Genomic DNA, 21,253 nt, shown 5'->3' with positions numbered 1-21,253 from the left:
GCACCCGCGGGGTCAATAACCTTATAAACTAATTTATTTTCGGCGCCAAGAACGCCCCTACCCGCGATATATTTGCCACACCGCGACATTCACGGATTATTACACGGATGCCGTCTGTTTCCGTATCCGGGAAGCGCAAAAGACGCTTGTACCCGATCGTGGTGCCCTCCGCGACGGGTTTCCATTCCCCGTTTACGCAGACTTCCACGGTGAAGGCTTCTACCCGCTGCCCTTTGCTGATATCTTCCTGCAACATAACAGTGTTGACCACGGCACCTTTATTTAAGGCATATTCTTTCTGCTCACCCGGTTTTGCTGTCCACGGACGAGCCCAACGAGAGGTATAATCTTTCGAGAATGTCTTTTCTATATATTCACCGAACTCTTTCAAGCGAGCCGCGTCATTCTCGTGAATCACACCCCGTTTATCCGGCGGTACATTCAATAACAAAGAAGAATTACATCCCACGGAATGGAAATAAATGTCCACCAATTCCTTCAAAGACTTTACTTTATTATCTTCATAATCATGATAGAACCAACCGGGACGGATAGACACATCGACCTCGGACGGATACCAAAAAAGCTCAGTAGCACGGGCAAGTACATGCCTGCTCCCCAGATCACGGGTATAGGAATCCAAATGCAACCGCTCGTTTCTCACGCGGGCACTCGGGAACACCTCCGGCACCAATGCCGAGGCACTCCACTCCGTATCTCTCCCCCGACCTCTTTCGTTCCCTACCCAACGGACATCGTCACCGCAAATTGCCGTGACAGCATTGGGTTGCAATTTATTGATTGTCTTCATGATCGCTTCCCAGTTATATGCTTGTTTCTTCCCGTTCGGTCCCTCGCCGTTTGCCCCGTCGAGCCATACTTCGTCCACCTTGCCATAGTCGGACAACAACTCGGTCAATTGTTGTATAAAGAACTCGTTGTATTTCACGGAATCGCCATAGCAGGAAGCATTCCGGTCCCACGGGGAAACGTACACGCCGAATTTCATCCCGTTCCGCTCACAGGCTTTCTTCACCTCTTTGACCACGTCCCCTTTTCCGTTTTTCCACGGGGAAGAAGCCACCGAATGTCGGGTTGTCTTCGTGGGCCACAAGCAAAAACCGTCATGATGTTTCGCGGTAATGATCACCAGTTTGAAGCCACCCGCTTTCAATACCCGCACCCATTGGTCCGCGTCCAGAGCCACGGGATTGAACATCGCGGGGAACTCTTTACCGTCCCCCCACTCCTGTCCCGTGAAGGTATTCATCCCGAAATGGATAAAAGCGGTCATCTCCAATTGTTGCCACGCCAATTGCTTTTTCGAGGGAATCAGCCGTGACGCCATATCCACTTTCTCTTCCAAGGTTGCCTGCCCCGGGAAACATACCTGTTTCTCGTAAAACTTCCCCTTCTGCGCCCCCGCCGGTAAAATACACGTGCACAATAACACCCCCAGTATATAGATTGATTTCACCATGATTATCAATGTTAATTAATGAATGTAAAAATAAACTTTTTTTCTCATGCAGACAACATATTCTCCCACTTTTACGTTTCATAGGGAGTAACGTAAAAATTTTACCGTATGAACACAAACAAAATAACTGAAATCCTTGGAGATCAAAGTGAATTTCTTCTAAATCACACTTGCAGGACAATTGACAAGTCATTGATTCACGCCCCGTCGCCAACCACGATCGACGATATATGGGTACCTTCCGACAGAAATACCCGCACGTTAAACAGTCTGCAATCCATTCTGGGACACGGACGTCTGGCAAACACGGGATACGTGTCCATTCTACCAGTGGATCAAGGCATCGAACATTCGGCAGGTGCATCATTTGCCCCGAACCCGCTCTACTTCGATCCCGAGAATATTATAAGACTCGCCATTGAAGGTGGCTGCAACGCGGTTGCTTCAACATACGGCGTACTCGGCTCGGTAGCCCGCAAATACGCTCACAAGATACCTTTTATCGTGAAAATCAACCACAACGAACTTCTAACTTACCCGAACCAATATGACCAAACCTTGTACGGCACGGTAGAAGAAGCTTGGAACATGGGTGCCGCCGCCGTGGGTGCCACGATATACTTCGGTTCCCCGGAAAGCAGGCGTCAGATACTGGAAATCTCGGAAGCCTTCGCTCACGCCCATGAATTAGGCATGACCACCATCCTCTGGTGTTACCTGCGAAACGAACACTTCAAGAAAGACGGCACGGATTATCACTCTGCGGCAGACCTTACCGGACAAGCCAATCATTTAGGAGCCACGATACAAGCCGACATCGTGAAACAGAAACTCCCCACGGTCAACGGTGGCTTTACCGCTTTAAAATTCGGGAAAACGGACGAACGCGTATATTCCCGCCTCACGTCTTCCCACCCGATAGACTTGTGCCGTTATCAGGTCGCGAACAGCTACATGGGACGGGTCGGTTTAATCAATTCCGGCGGAGAATCCAAAGGTGCATCCGATCTGAAAGAAGCCGTGATAACAGCCGTCATTAACAAGCGAGCCGGCGGCATGGGACTTATCAGCGGTAGAAAGGCTTTCCAGAAACCGATGAAAGAGGGCGTAGAATTATTGAACGCCATTCAAGATGTGTATCTGGACAAAACGATTACTTTGGCATAGAAAAACTAAAAGATAAAATCCCTTTCATCCATCCGGACAAGTATTTTTTATTCTATCTTTGTGAGGAAGACTAAACCCCGTTCGACATGGATGAAAGTGTACTCAACAAGCTCAAAATCCTCGCTGAATCAGCGAAGTACGATGTATCATGTGCATCCAGCGGAACTTCCCGTTCTCACAAAAAAGGACAAATCGGAAGTGCCGAGGGATGGGGTATATGCCATAGTTTCGCGGAAGACGGACGCTGTATTTCGTTGCTCAAAATCATGCTCACGAATAACTGCATATACGATTGTGCTTACTGTATAAACCGCAGGAGTAATGATCTGCCGCGGGCTACTTTTTCCGTGACGGAGTTGGTCAACTTGACGATAGAGTTTTATCGACGGAATTATATCGAGGGACTATTTCTCAGTTCCGGAGTCGTTCGTAACCCGGACTATACCATGGAACGATTGGTTCGGGTGGTGAAAGACCTCCGGCAAGTATATAAATTCAACGGGTACATCCACATGAAAAGTATCCCCGGTGCCAGTCAGGAACTGGTGAACGAGGCGGGGTTATACGCCGACCGGATGAGCGTGAATATCGAGATTCCGAACGAGCAGAGCCTGCAACTTCTCGCCCCGGAAAAAGACTTCCAGAGCGTATTCACTCCCATGCGCTTTATTCAACAAGGGATGTTGCAAAGTGCAGAGGACAGAAAGAAGTACCGACATGCACCCCGTTTTGTTCCGGCAGGACAGAGCACGCAAATGATCATCGGCGCCACACCCGACAAGGATAAAGATATACTCGGGCTTACTTCCGCCCTGTACAAGCGCCCCAGCATGAAACGGGTTTATTATTCGGGATTCGTGCCCGTCAACGCGTACGATCATCGGTTACCGGCTCTGAAACAGCCGCCCCTTGTTCGGGAAAACCGATTGTATCAGGCCGATTGGCTGCTTCGTTTCTACCATTTCAAGGTGGAAGAAATCGTGGATGATTCCTATCCCGATCTTGACTTGGAGATTGATCCCAAACTGGCATGGGCGTTACGTCATCCCGAAGCCTTTCCCGTGGACGTCAACCGGGCGGACTACGAGATGCTGCTCCGGGTCCCGGGGCTTGGCGTGAAGTCTGCTAAAATGATTGTCACGGCACGCCGTTATTCCCGTTTAGGGATGGCTCAACTCAAGCAGATAGGTGTCGTGTTGAAAAAAGCACAATATTTCATCACCTGCCACGAATTGCCAACCAAAACCGTCAATGAATTAAAACCGGAGAATGTTAGACGTATCCTAACCCAAAGGGCAACCCGGAAAATCGACGACGGGCAACTGATTATTCCATTCGACTTTGTCAATTGAAATCTTATTAATTTATGATTTATGGTTTACGATTTACGATTAAAAAAACTTGGCAGATGGAAAAGGAAGAAGCGTTAGCTTGTGTGGCTGGAATCTTAAATCAAAAATCACTAAATCTAAAATTGACACATGGTTATTTTCATCTACGATAAGACATTTGAAGGGTTGCTGACCACGGTTTTTGACGCGTATAGTTACAAAAAGTATCCGGATGTCTTGCTCGGGGAAGGTGAAACGCTACCGCTATTTTATGACAAAAGTTTCACGGTAACGACGGACACGGAAAGGAGTGAACGGGTATGGAAAGGACTGCAAAAGAAATTGTCAGCCCCAGCCCTTTCTCAACTCACAACGTGCTGGTTATCGGAACTGCCGGGGATTGATCTTTTGTTATTCCGCTATATACGCAAGGCGATAGACGCACCGCGCTCCATTGAACTTAACTTCGGCGATCCGGATGTATTGGAACTGTCCAAAGTATTCAAGCAAGTGAAAAACGAACGCCTCCGAGTTATCCAGTTCCTGCGTTTCCAAAAAGCCGCGGACGGCACGTACTTCGCCGCCTTGAAACCCTTGTATAATGTTCTCTCGTTGGTTATCCCTTACTTGCAAGACCGTTTTGCCGACCAGCAATGGTTACTCTATGACCTAAAACGAGAGTACGGTTACTACTATGATCTAACCACGGTCACGGAAGTACATTTCGAACAAAAAGAGGGACATCTTCTCACCGGGTTCCTCGACGAGAGCATCATGGACCAAGACGAAAAGCTCTTTCAGCAACTTTGGCAAACCTACTTTAAAACGATCGCTATCAAAGAGCGCCTCAATCCGAAACTACACCGTCAGAATCTCCCCGCCCGCTTTTGGAAATACTTGACTGAAAAAAGAAAATAAGCATCCAACACCTTAAACACCCAAAACGCTAATGGCAAGGGAACCATTCCAAGCCTTTTCCAGAAGTACTGTCGTTCATGAACCGTTGTTCAACCGTTCTTGAACCGTTTCCAAACGTCTATAAAACGACAGGACAACAAAATATGCTGGAAGTTTGTCAAGTTGTCGGTCGAATATCATCCCAATCCGCACCCCCATTCGCTCCTATCAACCAGTTAAACGCGTAATGACGTTCCATCACTATTCCCCCTTCCAATGAAGCAGGCATTTCTTTCCCTTTGATACGGGCATCCACGCATGCCCAATCATAACGCAATGTCAAGTCAGCCTCATCCAGAATCTCCTCTTTACCCCGTGTTTCGCCTACCCCTAAAATAGTCCCTTTCTCTTGGTTATCAAAGAAAAACCGGGCTATAAACGGGACATCACAAATCTCCGAGGGATAGGACAACTCCGCGCTCCCTAATGCCCACAATAGCACGGCACAACACTCGTACCGCCACAGGAATTGAATACAGTCATGCTGTTCCGGTGAAGGATTTTCAAGATAAGTTTTCTCCAAGGGAGTCAGTTCGTCCATAATATGATAACTTTCATCTATTTTCTGCACGAAACTCAATCCTTCCTCCCGATCGGGATTCTCGGACAACATTACCTCCGAATACAATGCCACGGCAAACAACGCTGTCGCCCTACGGGCTATTTCTTCCGGGGTACGAATAACTGCTTCACTGTCCAATACCTCGCAAGGCAAATGCTCTATATAAGGTACACCTTCCTCTTCCAGACGGACGATGGAACGCTCTCTACGATATTGATCCACATCTGCGGGTGCCGAACGTCCGATTTCCAACAAATCGGAGTTTGCCACCGGACGAAAAGTCTCGTACTCACTCTCGCCCCGTGCCGAAAAAAGCAGTTTACCCTTACTGTCATACAGGCTCATGCTTGGGTAAAGCACGAAACCGTTTATATCTGCCGCAGCATCAAAAATAGTATTCACGATATAATTCGTCCGCTCCCGATTATCATCAACCTCGAACTCTATACCCACGACACAATTGAAACAATTGACCTGACGAAGTACTTCTTCCTTGATAGCGGTCAATTCGGTTTCCGCCTGCGCAAAAAAATTCGCCATCCCGTTCGTGTGTTCTGCCACCCGCTCCGCCTCGTCCTTGGTCTGCATCATAGAACAACGAATCACCGAATCGTCCTGCAACACGAACATCCAGCGATTATTGTCAGGCGAGAATATTTTAGTTACCTCACGGAACCGCTTTTCCATAGATTGTGCCACCCGGTCGAAATCACCGATTACCGTGTAAAGAGTCAAATTTGCTTTCTCCATAAAATCGTTTTATAATTCATACAAATATAGAAACTCCTTTCGAGAAAGCAATATCCTCTATTTTCCGGGGCAAACGCATTAAAACGCTTTTTGCCCCGCCCAGTTCATAAAGTTGAGCTTTCAGCTCATAAAGTTTATAAAGTTCATAAAGTAACGGGCGTCCTTCGGACAAGGTTTACCGGCAGCATAGCTGCCGTGGACAAAGCGCCCGCTAGGGTCCATAAACCTTATAAACTTTATAGACTTTATAAACTTTTGACTAAAAGGGCAAAAAGCGTTTTGACGCATTTGCCCTGCCTATTTTTCCAAAGAAAAAGAATAAGGGAAATCCGTATCACCGGTTCCTCTCGACTTATTCGGGCCTTCACTCATACGGAACTCTATCCGTCCGCCACCATGCAAGTCTTTATGTGTGACGTAATTCTTCGTGTAAACTCGTTTATTCAATTTCATCCGGTCGATATAGCGACGCGTATCGTCTGTCCCCGGGGCAACAATCTCCATCTTTTTCCCGTTCTCGAAATGAATCGTAGCTTTCGGGAAAAGCGGTGTACCCAGCACGTATTGCTCCGAACCCGGACAGACGGGATAAAAACCAAGCGCCGAGAACACGTACCATGCCGATGTCTGCCCGTTATCCTCGTCCCCGCAATAACCGTCCGGTCCGGGCGTGTACATCCGGTTCATCACTTCCCGCAGCCAGTACTGCGCTTTCCAAGGTTGTCCGGCATAATTATACAAGTATATCATGTGCTGTATAGGTTGATTTCCATGAGCGTAATTCCCCATGTTCATGACGGTCATTTCCCGGATTTCATGAATCACTCCCCCGTAATAACTCTCGTCAAACAGGGGCGGCACGGCAAAAACAGAGTCCAGCATCTGCACGAAAGACTCTTTTCCTCCCATTAAATCAATCAACCCTTGAGGGTCGTGGAATACCGACCACGTGTAATGCCAACTATTCCCCTCCGTGAAAGCGTCACCCCATTTCAGGGGAGAGAAGGGCGTCATAAAAGTGCCATCCTGATTCTTTCCCCGCATTAACTTGGTTTCAGGGTCGAATAAATGTTTATAATTCATCGCCCGTCGGGCAAATCGCTCCACTTCCTCTGCCGGACGCTCTAACTTCGTTGCTAATTGATAAATACACCAATCATCATAAGCATATTCCAATGTACGCGCGGCACTCTCGTTTATCCCCACGTCGTAAGGCACGTATCCCAATGTATTATAATACTCGTGTCCCAAACGTCCCGTGGAAGAGGCTTTCGGGTGCACGTGTTCCGTGCCGTGTATCAGCCCCTCGTACAGTGTTTCCACGTCAGCCACCCGCACGCCTTTCAAATAGGCATCCGCGAGCACGGAAGCCGAATTATTCCCGACCATACATCCCCGGTGTCCCGGACTTGCCCATTCCGGGAAAAAGCCGCTTTCCTTGTAAGTATTAATTAATCCCTCCTGTATTTCCTTGTTCCGGGAAGGATAAACCAGATTCAACAAGGGAAACAGACAACGGAATGTATCCCAGAATCCCGTATCCGTGTACAAATATCCCGGCAACACCTCTCCATTATATGGACTGTAATGCACCGTGTTTCCCTCCGCATCTATTTCATAAAACTTACGGGGAAAAAGTACCGAACGGTAGAGGCAAGAATAAAACACCCGGTATTGGTCCAACGAACCTCCTTCTACCTGAATAGCTCCTAACACTTTATTCCATGCCGCTTTACCCCGCCCGACCAAGGTTTCGAAATCGTCGTTTCCCAACTCTTTCAAGTTTAATTCAGCCTGTTCCGGGCTTATAAATGAAGATGCCACGCGGGCGTGAACCTTCTCCCCCTTTTTTGTTCGGAAGCCAATCACGCTTCCCACGTGATGGGATTGCTGTACTGAATCGTCACTCAGTTTCCCGTCGACAAACGTGTGTTTATACTCGAATGGTTTATCAAATTCTATCACGAAGTAATTCTTGAAATTCTCCGGCACACCGCCACTATTCCGAGTAGTGTATCCCACGATCTTGTTATCTCCCTCGATACAGACAAATGAACCTCGGTCAAAAGCATCGACAACAATATACGAATGTTCGTTCTCCGGAAAAGTAAAGCGGAAAAGAGCCGCCCGCTCTGTCGTCGTGAACTCCGTCACCACATCGTGCTCCGCAAGATAAACCTTGTAATAATAAGGTTTCGCCACTTCCCCCTTATGCGAGAACCAACTGGCACGCCGCTCCTGCTCGAACTCCGGTTTCCCGACCACGGGCATCAGCGAGAATTGACCGTAATCATTAATCCATGGACTCGGCTGATGCGTCTGTTTGAATCCCCGTATCTTGTTTGCCGTGTAGACATAAGCCCAACCGTCGCCCATTTTCCCCGTCTGGGGCATCCAGAAATTCATTCCCCACGGACGGGCAATCGCCGGGTAAGTGTTCCCTGCCGACAACTCGAACGTGGACTGTGTACCCATAAGCGGATTCACGTACTCCACGGGCTCAAAAACAGTTTGAGCTCGCGCAGGAATACCCACGCCGAGCCACAAACAAACTAAAACACAAACATAATATCTCATAAACACAACGTATTATATTACACCTCTCCAGTTTCTTGTACGCCTCTACTTATCTCCCATCGCGTTCATGTATTCTTCCCAAAGCCGGTCTATGTCATATCCCTCCCCGAGAGCATATTGAATCGCACCTTGAAAAGACCAAGGAATGACGTGCAAAGTACTGCGGTTAAATTTACGCAAAAAATCCGAATCTTTCGTCTGCGTCAACCAAGCCAAAAAGAAACCCGTTGTACGATACCCGTCCATGTAATGTCCTCCCTTAGGGCGGTCGTCCAAAGTGAAACCGCCATTCACGTAACGCACGGCATCCGCCATCCCCTCGATGAAAGCCCAAAAAGTCTTGTTTGTCCCGTAAGTTCCTATCCCTTGCGGTTCCAATTGAAACCCGTGTGTCAATTCATGCCAGAGTACTCCCCGGTTTTCCCGCACCAACGCATCCATGTTTCCCTTGTAACTTTTCTCCACCCAATCCGTGCTGTAAGTAATCGTGATCGAGGGCGGATTACCGCTTTTCGCCGATATTCCGTCATAAGACTTTAATATATAAGTAATCCATCTCACTCCCGGAATACTATCCGCTGGTGAAAAATAGAGTGTATTCAATACTTGTCGGGCGCATTCCTGCATAAATTGTTCGGGATGGGGAACGATGTGGGCGTATAATTCAGCCCCTTCCGTTTCCGGCGACAAATTCCGGAACTCCACTTGTCCCACGTCATAGGCAGACCAATCCACAACTTCTCCCGCTTTCGGGCTATTCTTTTTGCATCCGCAGGAACTTGCCATTCCCAAGATACACCAACATATGATTATCTTTATATTCATCGTGTCAAGGAATAAGGTTTATTATCTTCCGTGTAAATCCTATTTCGGTTGGGACGATTACTCATCTCAAACTCCAACACCCCTCCCGCCATAATATCCCGTTGGGTTATATAAGCCTTATCATACGGTTTCCCGTTCAACCGGACAGCTTGCACGTATCGGTTTTTGTCATCCACTTTCGACGCACGCACCTCAAACGTGTTGCCATTCTCCAAACGTATTTTCATGTAGGGCAGGTAAGGAGCACCCAACACGTATTGATCCGTCCCGGGACAGACAGGATAAAATCCTAAAGCCGAGAAGATATACCAAGCAGACATCTGCCCGCAATCGTCGTTACCGCATAACCCGTCGATTTTATTCCTGTACATACGGTTCATCACTTCCCGCACCCGGAACTGCGTCTTCCAAGGTTGAGAAGTCCAAGCGTACAAATACAACACGTGATGGCTGGGTTCATTCCCGTGCACGTAATTCCCCATTAACCCCTCTTCCGTGATGTCCTCCGTATCGGCATAATATTTTTCCAGAAGATGCATCGTGAACAAGCTATCCAACCGTTCGGCAAAACGCTTTTCCCCTCCCGTCAAACGGATCAACCCGTTTACATCGTGCGGCACGTGCAACGAGTAATTCCACGAATTACCCTCGATAAATCCTTCGCCATGCGTGCCCAACGGATCGAACGGCTCTTTCCAGCTCCCGTCGGATAAGCGGGGACGTGCAAATCCCAAACGTTCGTCAAACAGATTACGGTAATTCATCGCCCGGCTTTCGTATTCGTGAGCCATATTCTCGTTCCCCGCCGCCTTCGCCGTCCGATATATCGCCCAATCGTCATACGCGTTCTCCAGCGTGATTGAAGCACCATTCCCGTCTTTATCCACAGGCACGTACCCCTTTTCCACGTATTCACGGGTATGCTGGTAATACGGAATATTCGAACTGTTCTTCATCGCCTCCAATACCAACGCCGTATCCAGCTCGATACCTTTCGCCACGGCATCCGCCACGACGGCAACCCCGTGATAAGCGATCATACACCAGTTCTCGTTACCCATATGCGACCACACGGGCAAAGCCTTGTGTACACTCTGCCGGTAATGCTCCAACATGGACATCACCATATCCCGGTTCCGCTCCCGGTTGATCACATTAAACAACGGGTGCAAAGCCCGATAGGTATCCCACAAAGAAAAAACGGTATAATTGGTAAAACCTTCCGCCTGATGAATCATGTGATCCACACCCCGGTACTGTCCATCCACGTCCATGTAAACAGACGGATTTATCATCGTGTGGTACAACGAGGTATATAACATACACAACTCGTCATGACTTCCTCGAGCCTCAATCACCGAAAGCTCCTTGTTCCATTTCTCTCCGGCACGTGCCGCCAACGTTTCAAAGTCAACACCTGCCGCTTCCGCCTGTAAGTTTTTCAACGCACCTTCCGTGCTCACGCACGAAAGAGCCACCTTAACCTCCAGTTCCGGGCTATCGTGTAAGTCGAAATCAAAATATGCCACAATGCCCCTACCGCCCATTTCCGGGAAATTGTGTTTCTCATCAAACCGACGCCAAAAACCTTTATAGTCCACCTCCTCGAAATTCTCGTGCCCGTAATTCCGTATCGGTTTGGAGAACGTTATCGCGAAATAAGTGTAATTCGTCCGAGCCCATCCCCTCGTGATCCGGTATCCTGTTAATAAGGTATCATTTTCCACCCGGAGATTCGCCCACAATACCTTCCCGTCATAATTATATATTCCGTGCAACAAATCCACTATCACATGACCTTCTTCCACTCCTGACGGATAAGTATATTTGTGAATCCCCACCCGTTCCGTCGCTGTCAACTGCACTTTCACGTCATAATCCTGCAACATCACCTCGTAATAGCCGGGTAAGGCTTTTTCCTGATCGTGCGAAAACCGGGAACGATACCCCTCTTCCGGCTGTTCCGCCGTACCGGGAATTAATTTCAATTCCCCGACTGTCGGCATCAAAAGCACATCACCTAAATCCGAATGTCCCGTCCCGCTCAAATGTGTGTGACTGAACCCGACAATCGTCAGATCATCATACTGGTATCCGGCACAATATCGATAAGTATCTTTCCGGTAAACACCATCAATATTATGCGGCACGTTCTCCGTATCGGGACTTAACTGTACCGCACCATACGGAACACAAGCCCCCGGGAAAGTATGTCCCATGCTTTTCGTCCCGATAAAAGGATTCACGTAATCCACCGGACTTTTCTTTTCTTCTTCATTTACCAGCATAGTTCCCAGACACAATAAAAGTACGTTCAATTTCATCTCATCAGCATTAATTAAAATTTCCTGTTACTCGACTACTTTAAAAAGACACTCGAATACCCCAAAAGGGTGAAAAAAAGTTGCAATATTTCTGACATATTGCAACTCTCTTTTTAAACAACTTTCTCTAACGAATACCTTCTACATCCAAAGCCTGTCTGATTTTATAATGTAAATACTCGTAATAGTCCTTCATTTCTCCCGTGCTTGTTTTCATGGCATTATTCACCATACCATCGATTTTCAGCAACATTTGGTAAAAGACATGAGAACGTGACAATGTATTTACCTTAATCCCCTCTTGCGCATAGAATCCACTAATATTTTCTACCTGCATCCGCTCCATCTTTTCACAAAGAATAGGGTCATAAAGTTGTCTGCCACTGCTTATTCCCTGTGCCAACGCTTTCGTGTGTGCATCCAGTTTCGCGGCATCTTCCGTTACCGTCGAAGAAGCAATCACAGCAGCCAAGAAAGCCATCTGGAAATCCCTTTCCAACGGATCCAATTTTCTACGTTTTATGGTACCCTCCCACACCATCCGGTACAATTCATCCATGTACTCGTCCGCGGTATATCCCCCGCTTGCCTTACGGGAACTCATAATAACCATATACCAACGGGAAAATAACAATCCAAAAATATCCATCCGTTTTTGTTGCACGGCGGAAGAGCTCACCCGCAGGTCATGTCTTAATTCTTGATTATCCAACCATTCCAAATCTTTAGCCTGTGTCAACAAGAAATTAATGGCTTCCCGTTGTTTGGCTTTAGGAACAACCGCATAATGCTGTACATTCTCATCGCTATTACCTTCATTGATATACATACCGCCGATATAGGATGCAATCCGGTTCAACCCGTCCATATACCGTCCTTGTATAAAAACATACAACTTATTTTGGAGTTCCAGTGTTTTATCCTCTTCGGCAAACCATTCGCGACAATGAGCCATCGACTTTTTCAGATTCTTTATCAGATATTCCCCCGCTTTAACATGATCGTTTCCCAAATCCTCACTCAATATTCGGGGATCGTAAACATTCGAGGTAAAAGGGGTATGCCCGTATGTTTTAGCTATATCCAGACGGGATTCTTTAATCCAACGATCCAAAGTATCACGTTCCTCGTCCGCATTCTTCACCCCTCGAATCGGTTTATACAACCATTCTATGGCGTAATAATCGTATTCCCCCAGCTTGTCTTGTACCAGCATCACGCCATTTTTCACGTCTTCTTCCTGAGCGACATAATTATACGGCACCATATCCATTATCGAGGGTGACAACCCGTGTTCCCTCGTGAAAGTCGCGGAACGCAACGAATCAACCGGGTAAACAGAAGATGCCCGCAAATTGGATCTCAATCCCAAACACGAACCGATCTCCCGAATCATCTGACTCTTTATCAATTGTCCCATCACCTCCTCTGACAAAACAGCTTTACGTGCTTCCGGATCTGCCGCCATCGTGTATAGAAGCCTGTCCCGATGCAGTATGAACAAAAAATGATGATGTAAATACAACGATGCGTTAAGAATCTCCCCGCTCCGGTTATCCACCAGCATAGATTGTTGGGGACGATACATATTCGGAGAGGTCGGAGAATAACGAATCACAGAATGCTGAATATTCCCCGCGTCAAAATCTGAAGTTCCGGGAAAAGGAACAGCACGCAGTACATTTTTAAACCCGATACGTTCGAAAGCCTTATTCCACTCTTCAATACCCGCACGAACATATTTCGTCCAACTTTCCGGCATCAACGTATCCAAGTAAAAAACGATCGGCTTTTTCGGTTCCACGACCTGCCCGGCCCAATAAGCGACCTCGTCACTCGGCTCCACTCGCCAACGTCTGGCTAGATGCTTCTTTGTCAATATTGATTTTTCTTTCCCGATTTCGGGAATTGTCACGAAACTTACCCCAATCCTAGAATCAGCATAACGAGGTGTCATTTTATCTTCGGGCAGAACCACCAACATTTTATTAAATGTTACGGAAACTTTTATATTCTGTCTTGTTACAGAGCCTACCACGATATGATCCACATCATACCCCGATTCACAAACCACGGTAACGCTCCGTCCATCCGCCTTGACCTCTTGAAACAAATTCCGGTTCGCTTTATACTTTTGATTCCGCCCGACGAATCCCCATACAGAATTGGCAGCCTGAACGGAAAACGGATTCGTGAACGCCGTGTGTTCCAAGAAAAAAGATGTCATATTCAACACCACGGCACGATTATCCGGCGTGTAAGTCTCTATTTTAAACGTAGCGTACACCCCCGGCATAAAAGATTTCTCTAAAGCACTCTCCATGTTAGCATCTCCACTACCGTTACCGACAGGAGCACCTTGCCGCAAACGAGCCTGCACGTGCTCTCCCTCTTTCGTGAACACGAACACTTGAGGAGTCCCGGCAAATTGCCCGACAACTCCCTCTCCGTTATCACTCGTGTTCTCTATCGACGAAGCGAATAACATATCCTTGCCCAACAAATCCAAGGGAAACTCCACGTATACATTTCCCCCCGCGTAATGAATCGTCATTACACCCTTTGCCGTCTTTACACTCTTACCATCAAAGAGTTTCTGATAAGCCGAATTTTTATTCTTACCCGTATCCTTCTTCTCCCGCACCATCCCGCTGCCCTCGAACGGACACAGAACTATCGAAAGAAGAAACACTATATATATGATATTTTTCATGACAACTAGTTTACTGTTAATAATCACCCGTCTCAGTTATTCTTAAAAACCTTCTCCAATTTATAAACCAACAACTGATAATGCAATCGAGTATCTTCTGTTGCCGTATTCATCCGGCTTTTCAATAAAGCCAAGGTCTTTTTCAACATCAAGAAACAATCCGTCCCGATAGAAACATTCGGTCTGTTCAGGTTCGTCGTTCTACCGAAACCGCTAATTTCCTCCGGAGCGAAACAACATCCCCTACGCGCGAACATACCCAGATATTCGTCAGGCAACTCGCCATAAATATTCCGGCTATTCTCTTGCACGTAATCCATAACCTCAATCATCCCGTCACGGGAGAACGCGAAAGGCGAGCCGCCCATTCCTTTCACTTCCACGCCGGAAGCAGACACCAAAAACGATAAATACTTGATTTGCAATCGTTTTTCAATTTCAGACAGAGAATTTCTCTTCTTGGTAGGAGCCATGATAAATTCATACAAATCATTCATATACTCCCGAGTAGAATAAGCCTCCTCTTTCGACTGTTCCATGCACACGGCTAACGCGTTCAACCGAGACAATAGTCCCCTGAAAATAGCATTTTCCATATCTCCCGAAATATCGCTCATCAACGGCAGACCATCCTTGAAATCCTTCGCATCAATCCAAGCCATCTCTTTCAACTGATCCAACAAAAACACCAAAGCCTCCTTTTGTCTGGCTTTAGGAACTAAAGCATAAGCAGGTATCGGATCCCCGGCATATTTTTCATTCAAGTAAATACCGCCGATATTAAAAATAACATTATTCAAATACCTGAAATACTGCATTACAATCTCGTTATAAATCTGTTGGCGAAACGCATAATCTTTATCTTCTGCCTCTACCCATTCATTCAGGTTCGCCAAAATATATTTCAAATTCTTTATCCCGTACGCAGAGGATTTTATCGGATCATCTCCCAAGTCTTCCTCGAAAGAACTCGGATCCCAACGAGAGTTTATCTGCTGTCTTCCATAGCGATATATAGGATCGCCCGCTTTCTCGCCAATCCAACGATCCAGAACAGGCACTTCCTCGTCCGTGGTCTTCTCGTCCAACAAAGGCGTGTACAACCATTTTATCGTGAAATAATCATACAAACCCAAATGAGGCGGCGTCAACTTCACACCCCTCTCCTTGTCTCCCGGTTGTGCCACGTAATTGTTCCGGGCATAATCCATGATTGAATGAGTTGTCCCGTACTTTTGCGTGTAAGAAGGCGAACGCAAAGAATCCGTGGGGATTGCGGCAGAAGCACTCATATTATGCATAAAACCCAGACAATGACCTACCTCGTGCGCAATAGCGTAACGGATGCTCTCACCCAATAATTCTTCCGGCAACTGCATCCTCCGCACGTCAGCATCCGCCTGAGCCGTCTGTACGAATCGCCAATTTTGAATCAATTGAGCTATATTGTGATAAAAATAAACCGAAGCATTGATAATCTCTCCCGTCCGGGGATCTGTCCACGAGGGTCCCATAGCGTTAGGTGTCCACGAGGGAGAATAGCGTACACAAGAATATTTCAGATTTTCCGGATCAAATTCCGGATCATTCTCCGGGAAATCCTTGGCTATAATCGCATTTTTCAAACCGATCTTTTCAAAGGCTTTCTGCCATTCTTCTACCCCTTGCTTGATGTATTTCTTCCAACTCTCCGGGAATGCGTTATCCACGTAAAACACAATCGGTTTCTTCACCTCCGTCAATTGTCCGGCACGATAAGCCGCCTCATCCGCAGGTTCAAGCCGCCAACGATTAGCATAGTAACGAAAATCGACACCACTCTTTTTTGAATTAAATTCATATTTTGCCTGATAGAATATAGCAATACGGGGATCTGCCATACGGGGACGCATCGGTTCTTCCGGCAACAAAATAAAACTACGTGTCATCACCGCGGTAAAAGGTACTTTCTGAAACAATACCCGCTCTTGATTCCGCACGGTAACCAAATAACTCAAAGAAGAGCGTATGCTAAAATTATCCTCGAAAGCCTTAATTTCCCCGATAAATGAATTTTTCTTCACAAACTCCTTGTCCACCCGACGCCTGCCACTATTGATCGGTGCAAACAGGGAAAAGGGAGATAATCCCTCGTTATCACTCAATAAAAAATCGGTCAAATCCAGCACGACTGCCGTACTGTCTTCCGAGTACACCTTCACCGGAAGATTCAAAATAATAGCCGGCTTGAAACTCTCTTCCAAACGTTTCCTTATACTCTCCTCCGTGGTATAATATACCGCACTCACCTCCCGCAAGCTAATTATCGAGTCTTGGCGGGTAAACACCACGTGCAGCGGTTCTTTAGGTTTCTCTCCCACGCTCCCGAAATCATTATTCGTGATTTCGCTAATCGTCGAACCAAGCAACATCTCTTTCCCCAACAAATTCAACGGTAACTCGAAATAGATCTTCCCGTCCATTTTGTGCAACGTGATTAAACCTCGCTTTGTTTCGCACGACTTCCCCTTAAAAAAGCGTTGGTAAGCACTTTCCGTTTTTACCTCTTTGGTCGCTTGTTTCTTCTTCCGCCCTTTACCCTCTGCAGACACAACACTCAAAGAAAGAAATATTAATACAAATACAATTGATTTCAATATCATAACTTCAATATTTAAACATCCCAATTAATTTTTGATTCTCCCGTTTGTACCACAATTCCATTTATATTCCAAATCTCTTTCTACACAACAATCCCTTCTGACATAGAAATACTATTCAGCATAAAAAGTATAAATAACTGTGTTACAATACCGGAGTAGTTTTCTAAAATCGGGTAAACCGATTTTAGAAAACTATACTGCAATTACATATCCCGACCTGATAATTTATACTTGTAAATCACATCGGCAATCCGACCGAAACCGCCCTGTTCATACAGCACGACAGGCTCACCCGCTTTCAATACCGAATCTTCAACGTTAAACAGGATGAACGTCCCGTCTTCCAGTCCTACACCCAACTCCTTATTCCCTTCGGCTGGGTGCATAGCCATAATGGCACGTCCGTTCAAAGAGGTATAATGATATGATTTCCCGGTACTCAGATCGTAATAATACAATTCGTCATTATTCGCTCCCCCGGAGAAAAAAATGTAGGTACGATTTCTCAATATCCTGAAAATGCTTTTATCCGTCACGTATCCATCCGTCTTGCCGGAGAACGTCTGACATTTATCCAACGCATCCAACGTAATCACCCCCAACGCATTGGCTGCAATCCCGAATGTTTCCACTTTCCAATCGTCCCCGTCCCGTAAAATCAAGGCATACTTTGTACTTCCTTGCATGGTGCCACCGTAAGCCGCACCGTATACCAACTCATAATCACCCAAATTATTCACCGGAATAAAACCGGCAGGATAAGTCCCCGTGTACTGCAACTCCCTGTACTCTTCTGCCGTCGTGTAATAAGCACTTCTCACGTGAATCAGCCGCCCGTTCAACTCGTCATACAAAAGAAAATGCTTGAGATACTGGTGTGCCGTTTCAATAATCTGACCGATTTTATACCCTTTATTAATATATACAGGAACATTATTGTAAGCCGCGGAGTGATACCCCATACTCTTCGGGTCGTTGAAGAAACGGGTATAAATTTTCCCATCCTCACTCAACACGATATTCATGTAGAACGGGTAAAACGCGGATACCAATTTAAAATTCTCCGGGGGATTTCCTCCCACGAACTCCTCACGGGTCAATACCTCTTTCTCGTTCGTGTTACCGTTCAATTCCACGGGTCCCTGCCCGCCATTCTGAATAACCAGCAACTCCGACCATTTACAATAATTAGTCGCATTCCAAAAGAAATGCTGAACCAATTTCACCGGTTCCGAACCCATATCCTCCCCGTTTGCCTCCCGGTACAAATCATAATAAGCATGATACTCTTCATCTTGGGAAACACTAGGTAAATTTATATGCCCCAGTTTTGACACCCCGCCTTCTTCATACAGGATAGAGAACCCCGATTGATACACCGTCGCCGCAACAATGGACATCGTGCCACTATACACTTTCCCATTACGGTTATCCTTCAAGGCTAACCGGCAGGCATACGTTTTTGCTTGTTCCGGGGTAAATTCCAAAACCCGCTCCGTGGAAACGACCTCATAATCAACACGCCACTCGTACGAGAAATCCGTGGAGTCACCTTCACCAAACCGGATTTTAGGCTCAACCTTCACTTCATCATGCACAAAACAATTCACCGTGTAAGTTTCAAACGAAACCTTCGCGTCTCGTATCGCTTCGTATTTATAATTACCTTCGTCTTTGATACAGGAAAACAATCCTACCATCATTAACAAAGACAGATATATTACATTTTTCATTTTCATATTCTATCGATTTATTATCCAATTACTGTTACCGTCATAGCTTTACCATCTACATCCAGCACAACTTCATCCTTGTCTTCCATCTCACGCAAATAATACTTTAACTGTAACGCGTAAGCCCTTCTCGTTGAAGCATCCAGATTAGTCCAATCTCCCTCCCCGGTCACCTTAATCAACAATTGATACTTCGGAATCGAATAAGTACCGAGAAAAGACTTCTCTACATCCCCATCCCACCATTCCGGTATCGACACCTCACTACTCAAATTAATAATCTTGTATTGATAACTGTATTCCCCCGCCAAAACATCCGCCCCGTTCCCCCGGATAGCCAACACGATTCGCACGCGAGTATCCCCGGGGTTATTCAATACCAACGAAATCGTGTCTTTCACGTGTTCCTTACGAAAAACATAATACTCCGGAAGTACAATATGTTCATCCGTTGCCGTGGACAAGTCTTTATCCAGCTCGATAACAAACGACCGGTCTTCCAAGAACAGATTTCCCAGCATTTCCACTTCTACCGGAATCTCAATCTGCTCCGCATTCCCGTAAAAGAAAAACGAAATATCCATCGAATCCCGGTAAGTATCCGAAAACTGGATATAATTCACGGTATCATACATCGGAATATTCTCCTTTGAACACGCTCCCAACAGGAATACACTTAAAATAAATACATATATCTTTTTCATAACTCGTCTTTTAAAATCTAAAACACCTTTTCATCGTCCGGCAAAGGCAACACGAACGAATTTCCCAACGTGACAGATTCACTTCCGCTCAACACCGGATGGTTCAAACGTTTAAACATAAAAAAAGTCTGTCCTTCAGCGAGATACTCTTTCATTCCTTCCCAGATTAACTCCTCCTTGAAAGTGCTGGCGGACACGCTTTCCGGGATATTACGCTTACACCCGCGTCCTCCCCGCACCTCCTCCAGATACTTCACGGCAGCAGCATTACCGGCAGCAGAACCATACGTTGTTTCTGCAAGGATATAGCATATTTCACTAAATCTCAACGCCGGAATCAAAGCATATTGCACTCTCAAAAAGTTTTCCGATGCACCCAAATCCAACCACTTCTGTGAACGATTCGCATCAATAGTCCAATCGACAAGATATTGGCGATAATCATCCCCGTCGCCCCTGTCCCCGAACAGACTGCCGGCATTCTTCAACAACATCTTGGGCTTACCGGTCGCCTCCGTGAAATCCTCCACATCTTCCGTCAGCTTTTTATTATAAAATGCAAACAGAATATCATTATACGCTTTCACGTATTTATTCACGCCGGAAACATTCAAATCCGACGATGAAGTAAAATAAATATCCCACGAATCCTCCTTAGCTTCTACTAACTCATACACGTGCAACGCATACCGGTTAGCCTCTTCATTTTCACCCGCGTACAAGCACAAACGCGCTAATGTCCCGCACACGGCCAAATAATTCATTCGGGTTCCCCGGAAACTGAAAAAACGGTTTCCGGAATCCTCCGCGACAAAACGATTGGCATACGCCATCTCATCGTTCAATGTATCATTCTGCGCCACAAGCTCCTTTGCCTTCAACAAATCCTCCTTGGCAAGGCGAAGTACCTCTGAAGTCGGCAAAGCGGATTCATAATGCGTCGGGTAAACCGTCACGTAAGGAATATACGCCCCGTTGTCACCGGTCGCCGGAGCCGGGGCAAACATACGCAACAAATCCAAGTGCAGGTATCCCCTCAACGCCAAGGCTTCGCCATATATCAAATTTCGTTCGCATTCACCCAAAGGAAAGAAAGAGGCATCCTTAGCTTCTATCTCCGCAATTAATTTATTGCAATTCGCGATAGCATTATATCCACCCTTCCAGATCTTTGAGATAACATCTTTGACATCCTTTGAATTATAATCATAAACAACTGCCGCTTTATAAGCATCATTTTGGCTGACATCCCCAGCCTCATAAGTTTGTGCCAACACGCTGAGAAATCCCCATGAAAGCTCCCGTCCGTACATTTCCGGCTCGGACAACTTATAATACACTCCGTTCAAAGCACTTCGGAATCCCGTGTAATCCTTAAATGTCTTCTCGTCACTCGCCTGATTATCCGACTCCACGTCCAACCAACTATTACACGCCGCTAACCCGAACAGCATCAACAACAACAAGTAATTATATCGTATCATAATC

At 46.3% G+C, this 21,253-nt stretch carries 12 protein-coding genes and 1 pseudogene; 3 read left to right on the top strand and 10 right to left on the bottom strand.

Annotated features, from left to right (window positions below; all coding sequences use genetic code 11):
• Positions 1–43: 43 nt before the first annotated feature.
• A pseudogene (locus L0M98_RS13475) lies at positions 44–1,477 on the bottom strand (alpha-L-fucosidase); the annotation flags it as partial.
• A 111-nt stretch (positions 1,478–1,588) separates the two neighbouring features.
• Here L0M98_RS13475 and L0M98_RS13470 point away from each other — a divergent pair.
• The 3 genes from L0M98_RS13470 (at position 1,589) to L0M98_RS13460 (ending at position 4,896) form a co-directional block, all read left to right on the top strand.
• Positions 1,589–2,647 (top strand): class I fructose-bisphosphate aldolase, encoded by a 1,059-nt coding sequence (locus L0M98_RS13470; protein WP_227216637.1) that lies wholly within the window; start codon positions 1,589–1,591, stop codon positions 2,645–2,647.
• 86 nt (positions 2,648–2,733) lie between these two features.
• Positions 2,734–3,999, top strand: coding sequence for a putative DNA modification/repair radical SAM protein (locus L0M98_RS13465; RefSeq protein ID WP_186978413.1), 1,266 nt, complete (start codon positions 2,734–2,736; stop codon positions 3,997–3,999).
• 129 nt (positions 4,000–4,128) lie between these two features.
• Entirely contained in the window at positions 4,129–4,896 is a 768-nt protein-coding gene (locus L0M98_RS13460; RefSeq protein ID WP_227216638.1) for a TIGR03915 family putative DNA repair protein, read from the top strand.
• Positions 4,897–5,053: 157 nt separating this feature from the next.
• On the opposite strand, the gene L0M98_RS13455 is transcribed toward L0M98_RS13460, so the two are convergent.
• From L0M98_RS13455 to L0M98_RS13415, 9 genes are all read right to left on the bottom strand, one after another.
• Positions 5,054–6,247, bottom strand: a complete 1,194-nt coding sequence (locus L0M98_RS13455) for a DUF4272 domain-containing protein (protein ID WP_227216639.1) — start codon at positions 6,245–6,247, stop codon at positions 5,054–5,056.
• A gap of 297 nt (positions 6,248–6,544) precedes the next feature.
• Positions 6,545–8,824, bottom strand: coding sequence for a GH92 family glycosyl hydrolase (locus L0M98_RS13450; protein WP_227216640.1), 2,280 nt, complete (start codon positions 8,822–8,824; stop codon positions 6,545–6,547).
• Positions 8,825–8,869: 45 nt separating this feature from the next.
• A complete protein-coding gene (locus L0M98_RS13445; protein ID WP_370645660.1) occupies positions 8,870–9,610 on the bottom strand; it encodes a basic secretory protein-like protein in 741 nt (246 codons plus the stop codon).
• Between the two features lie 35 nt (positions 9,611–9,645).
• On the bottom strand, positions 9,646–11,973 hold the full coding sequence (locus tag L0M98_RS13440) for a GH92 family glycosyl hydrolase (protein WP_227216642.1): 2,328 nt from the start codon (positions 11,971–11,973) through the stop codon (positions 9,646–9,648).
• A 127-nt stretch (positions 11,974–12,100) separates the two neighbouring features.
• Entirely contained in the window at positions 12,101–14,686 is a 2,586-nt protein-coding gene (locus L0M98_RS13435) for a zinc-dependent metalloprotease (RefSeq protein ID WP_227216643.1), read from the bottom strand.
• Between the two features lie 32 nt (positions 14,687–14,718).
• On the bottom strand, positions 14,719–17,328 hold the full coding sequence (locus tag L0M98_RS13430) for a zinc-dependent metalloprotease (protein WP_227216644.1): 2,610 nt from the start codon (positions 17,326–17,328) through the stop codon (positions 14,719–14,721).
• A 203-nt stretch (positions 17,329–17,531) separates the two neighbouring features.
• A complete protein-coding gene (locus L0M98_RS13425) occupies positions 17,532–19,067 on the bottom strand; it encodes a PKD-like family lipoprotein (RefSeq protein ID WP_227216645.1) in 1,536 nt (511 codons plus the stop codon).
• Positions 19,068–19,081: 14 nt separating this feature from the next.
• A complete protein-coding gene (locus tag L0M98_RS13420) occupies positions 19,082–19,765 on the bottom strand; it encodes a DUF4843 domain-containing protein (RefSeq protein WP_227216646.1) in 684 nt (227 codons plus the stop codon).
• A 17-nt stretch (positions 19,766–19,782) separates the two neighbouring features.
• A complete protein-coding gene (locus L0M98_RS13415; protein ID WP_227216647.1) occupies positions 19,783–21,249 on the bottom strand; it encodes a RagB/SusD family nutrient uptake outer membrane protein in 1,467 nt (488 codons plus the stop codon).
• Positions 21,250–21,253 lie beyond the last annotated feature (4 nt).

The sequence above is a fragment of the Butyricimonas sp. DFI.6.44 genome (assembly GCF_022132345.1).
In the GTDB taxonomy this organism is placed as follows: domain Bacteria; phylum Bacteroidota; class Bacteroidia; order Bacteroidales; family Marinifilaceae; genus Butyricimonas; species Butyricimonas muris.
The sequence above is the reverse complement of the archived record's forward strand: the minus strand, read 5'-3'. Positions and strand labels throughout refer to the sequence as shown.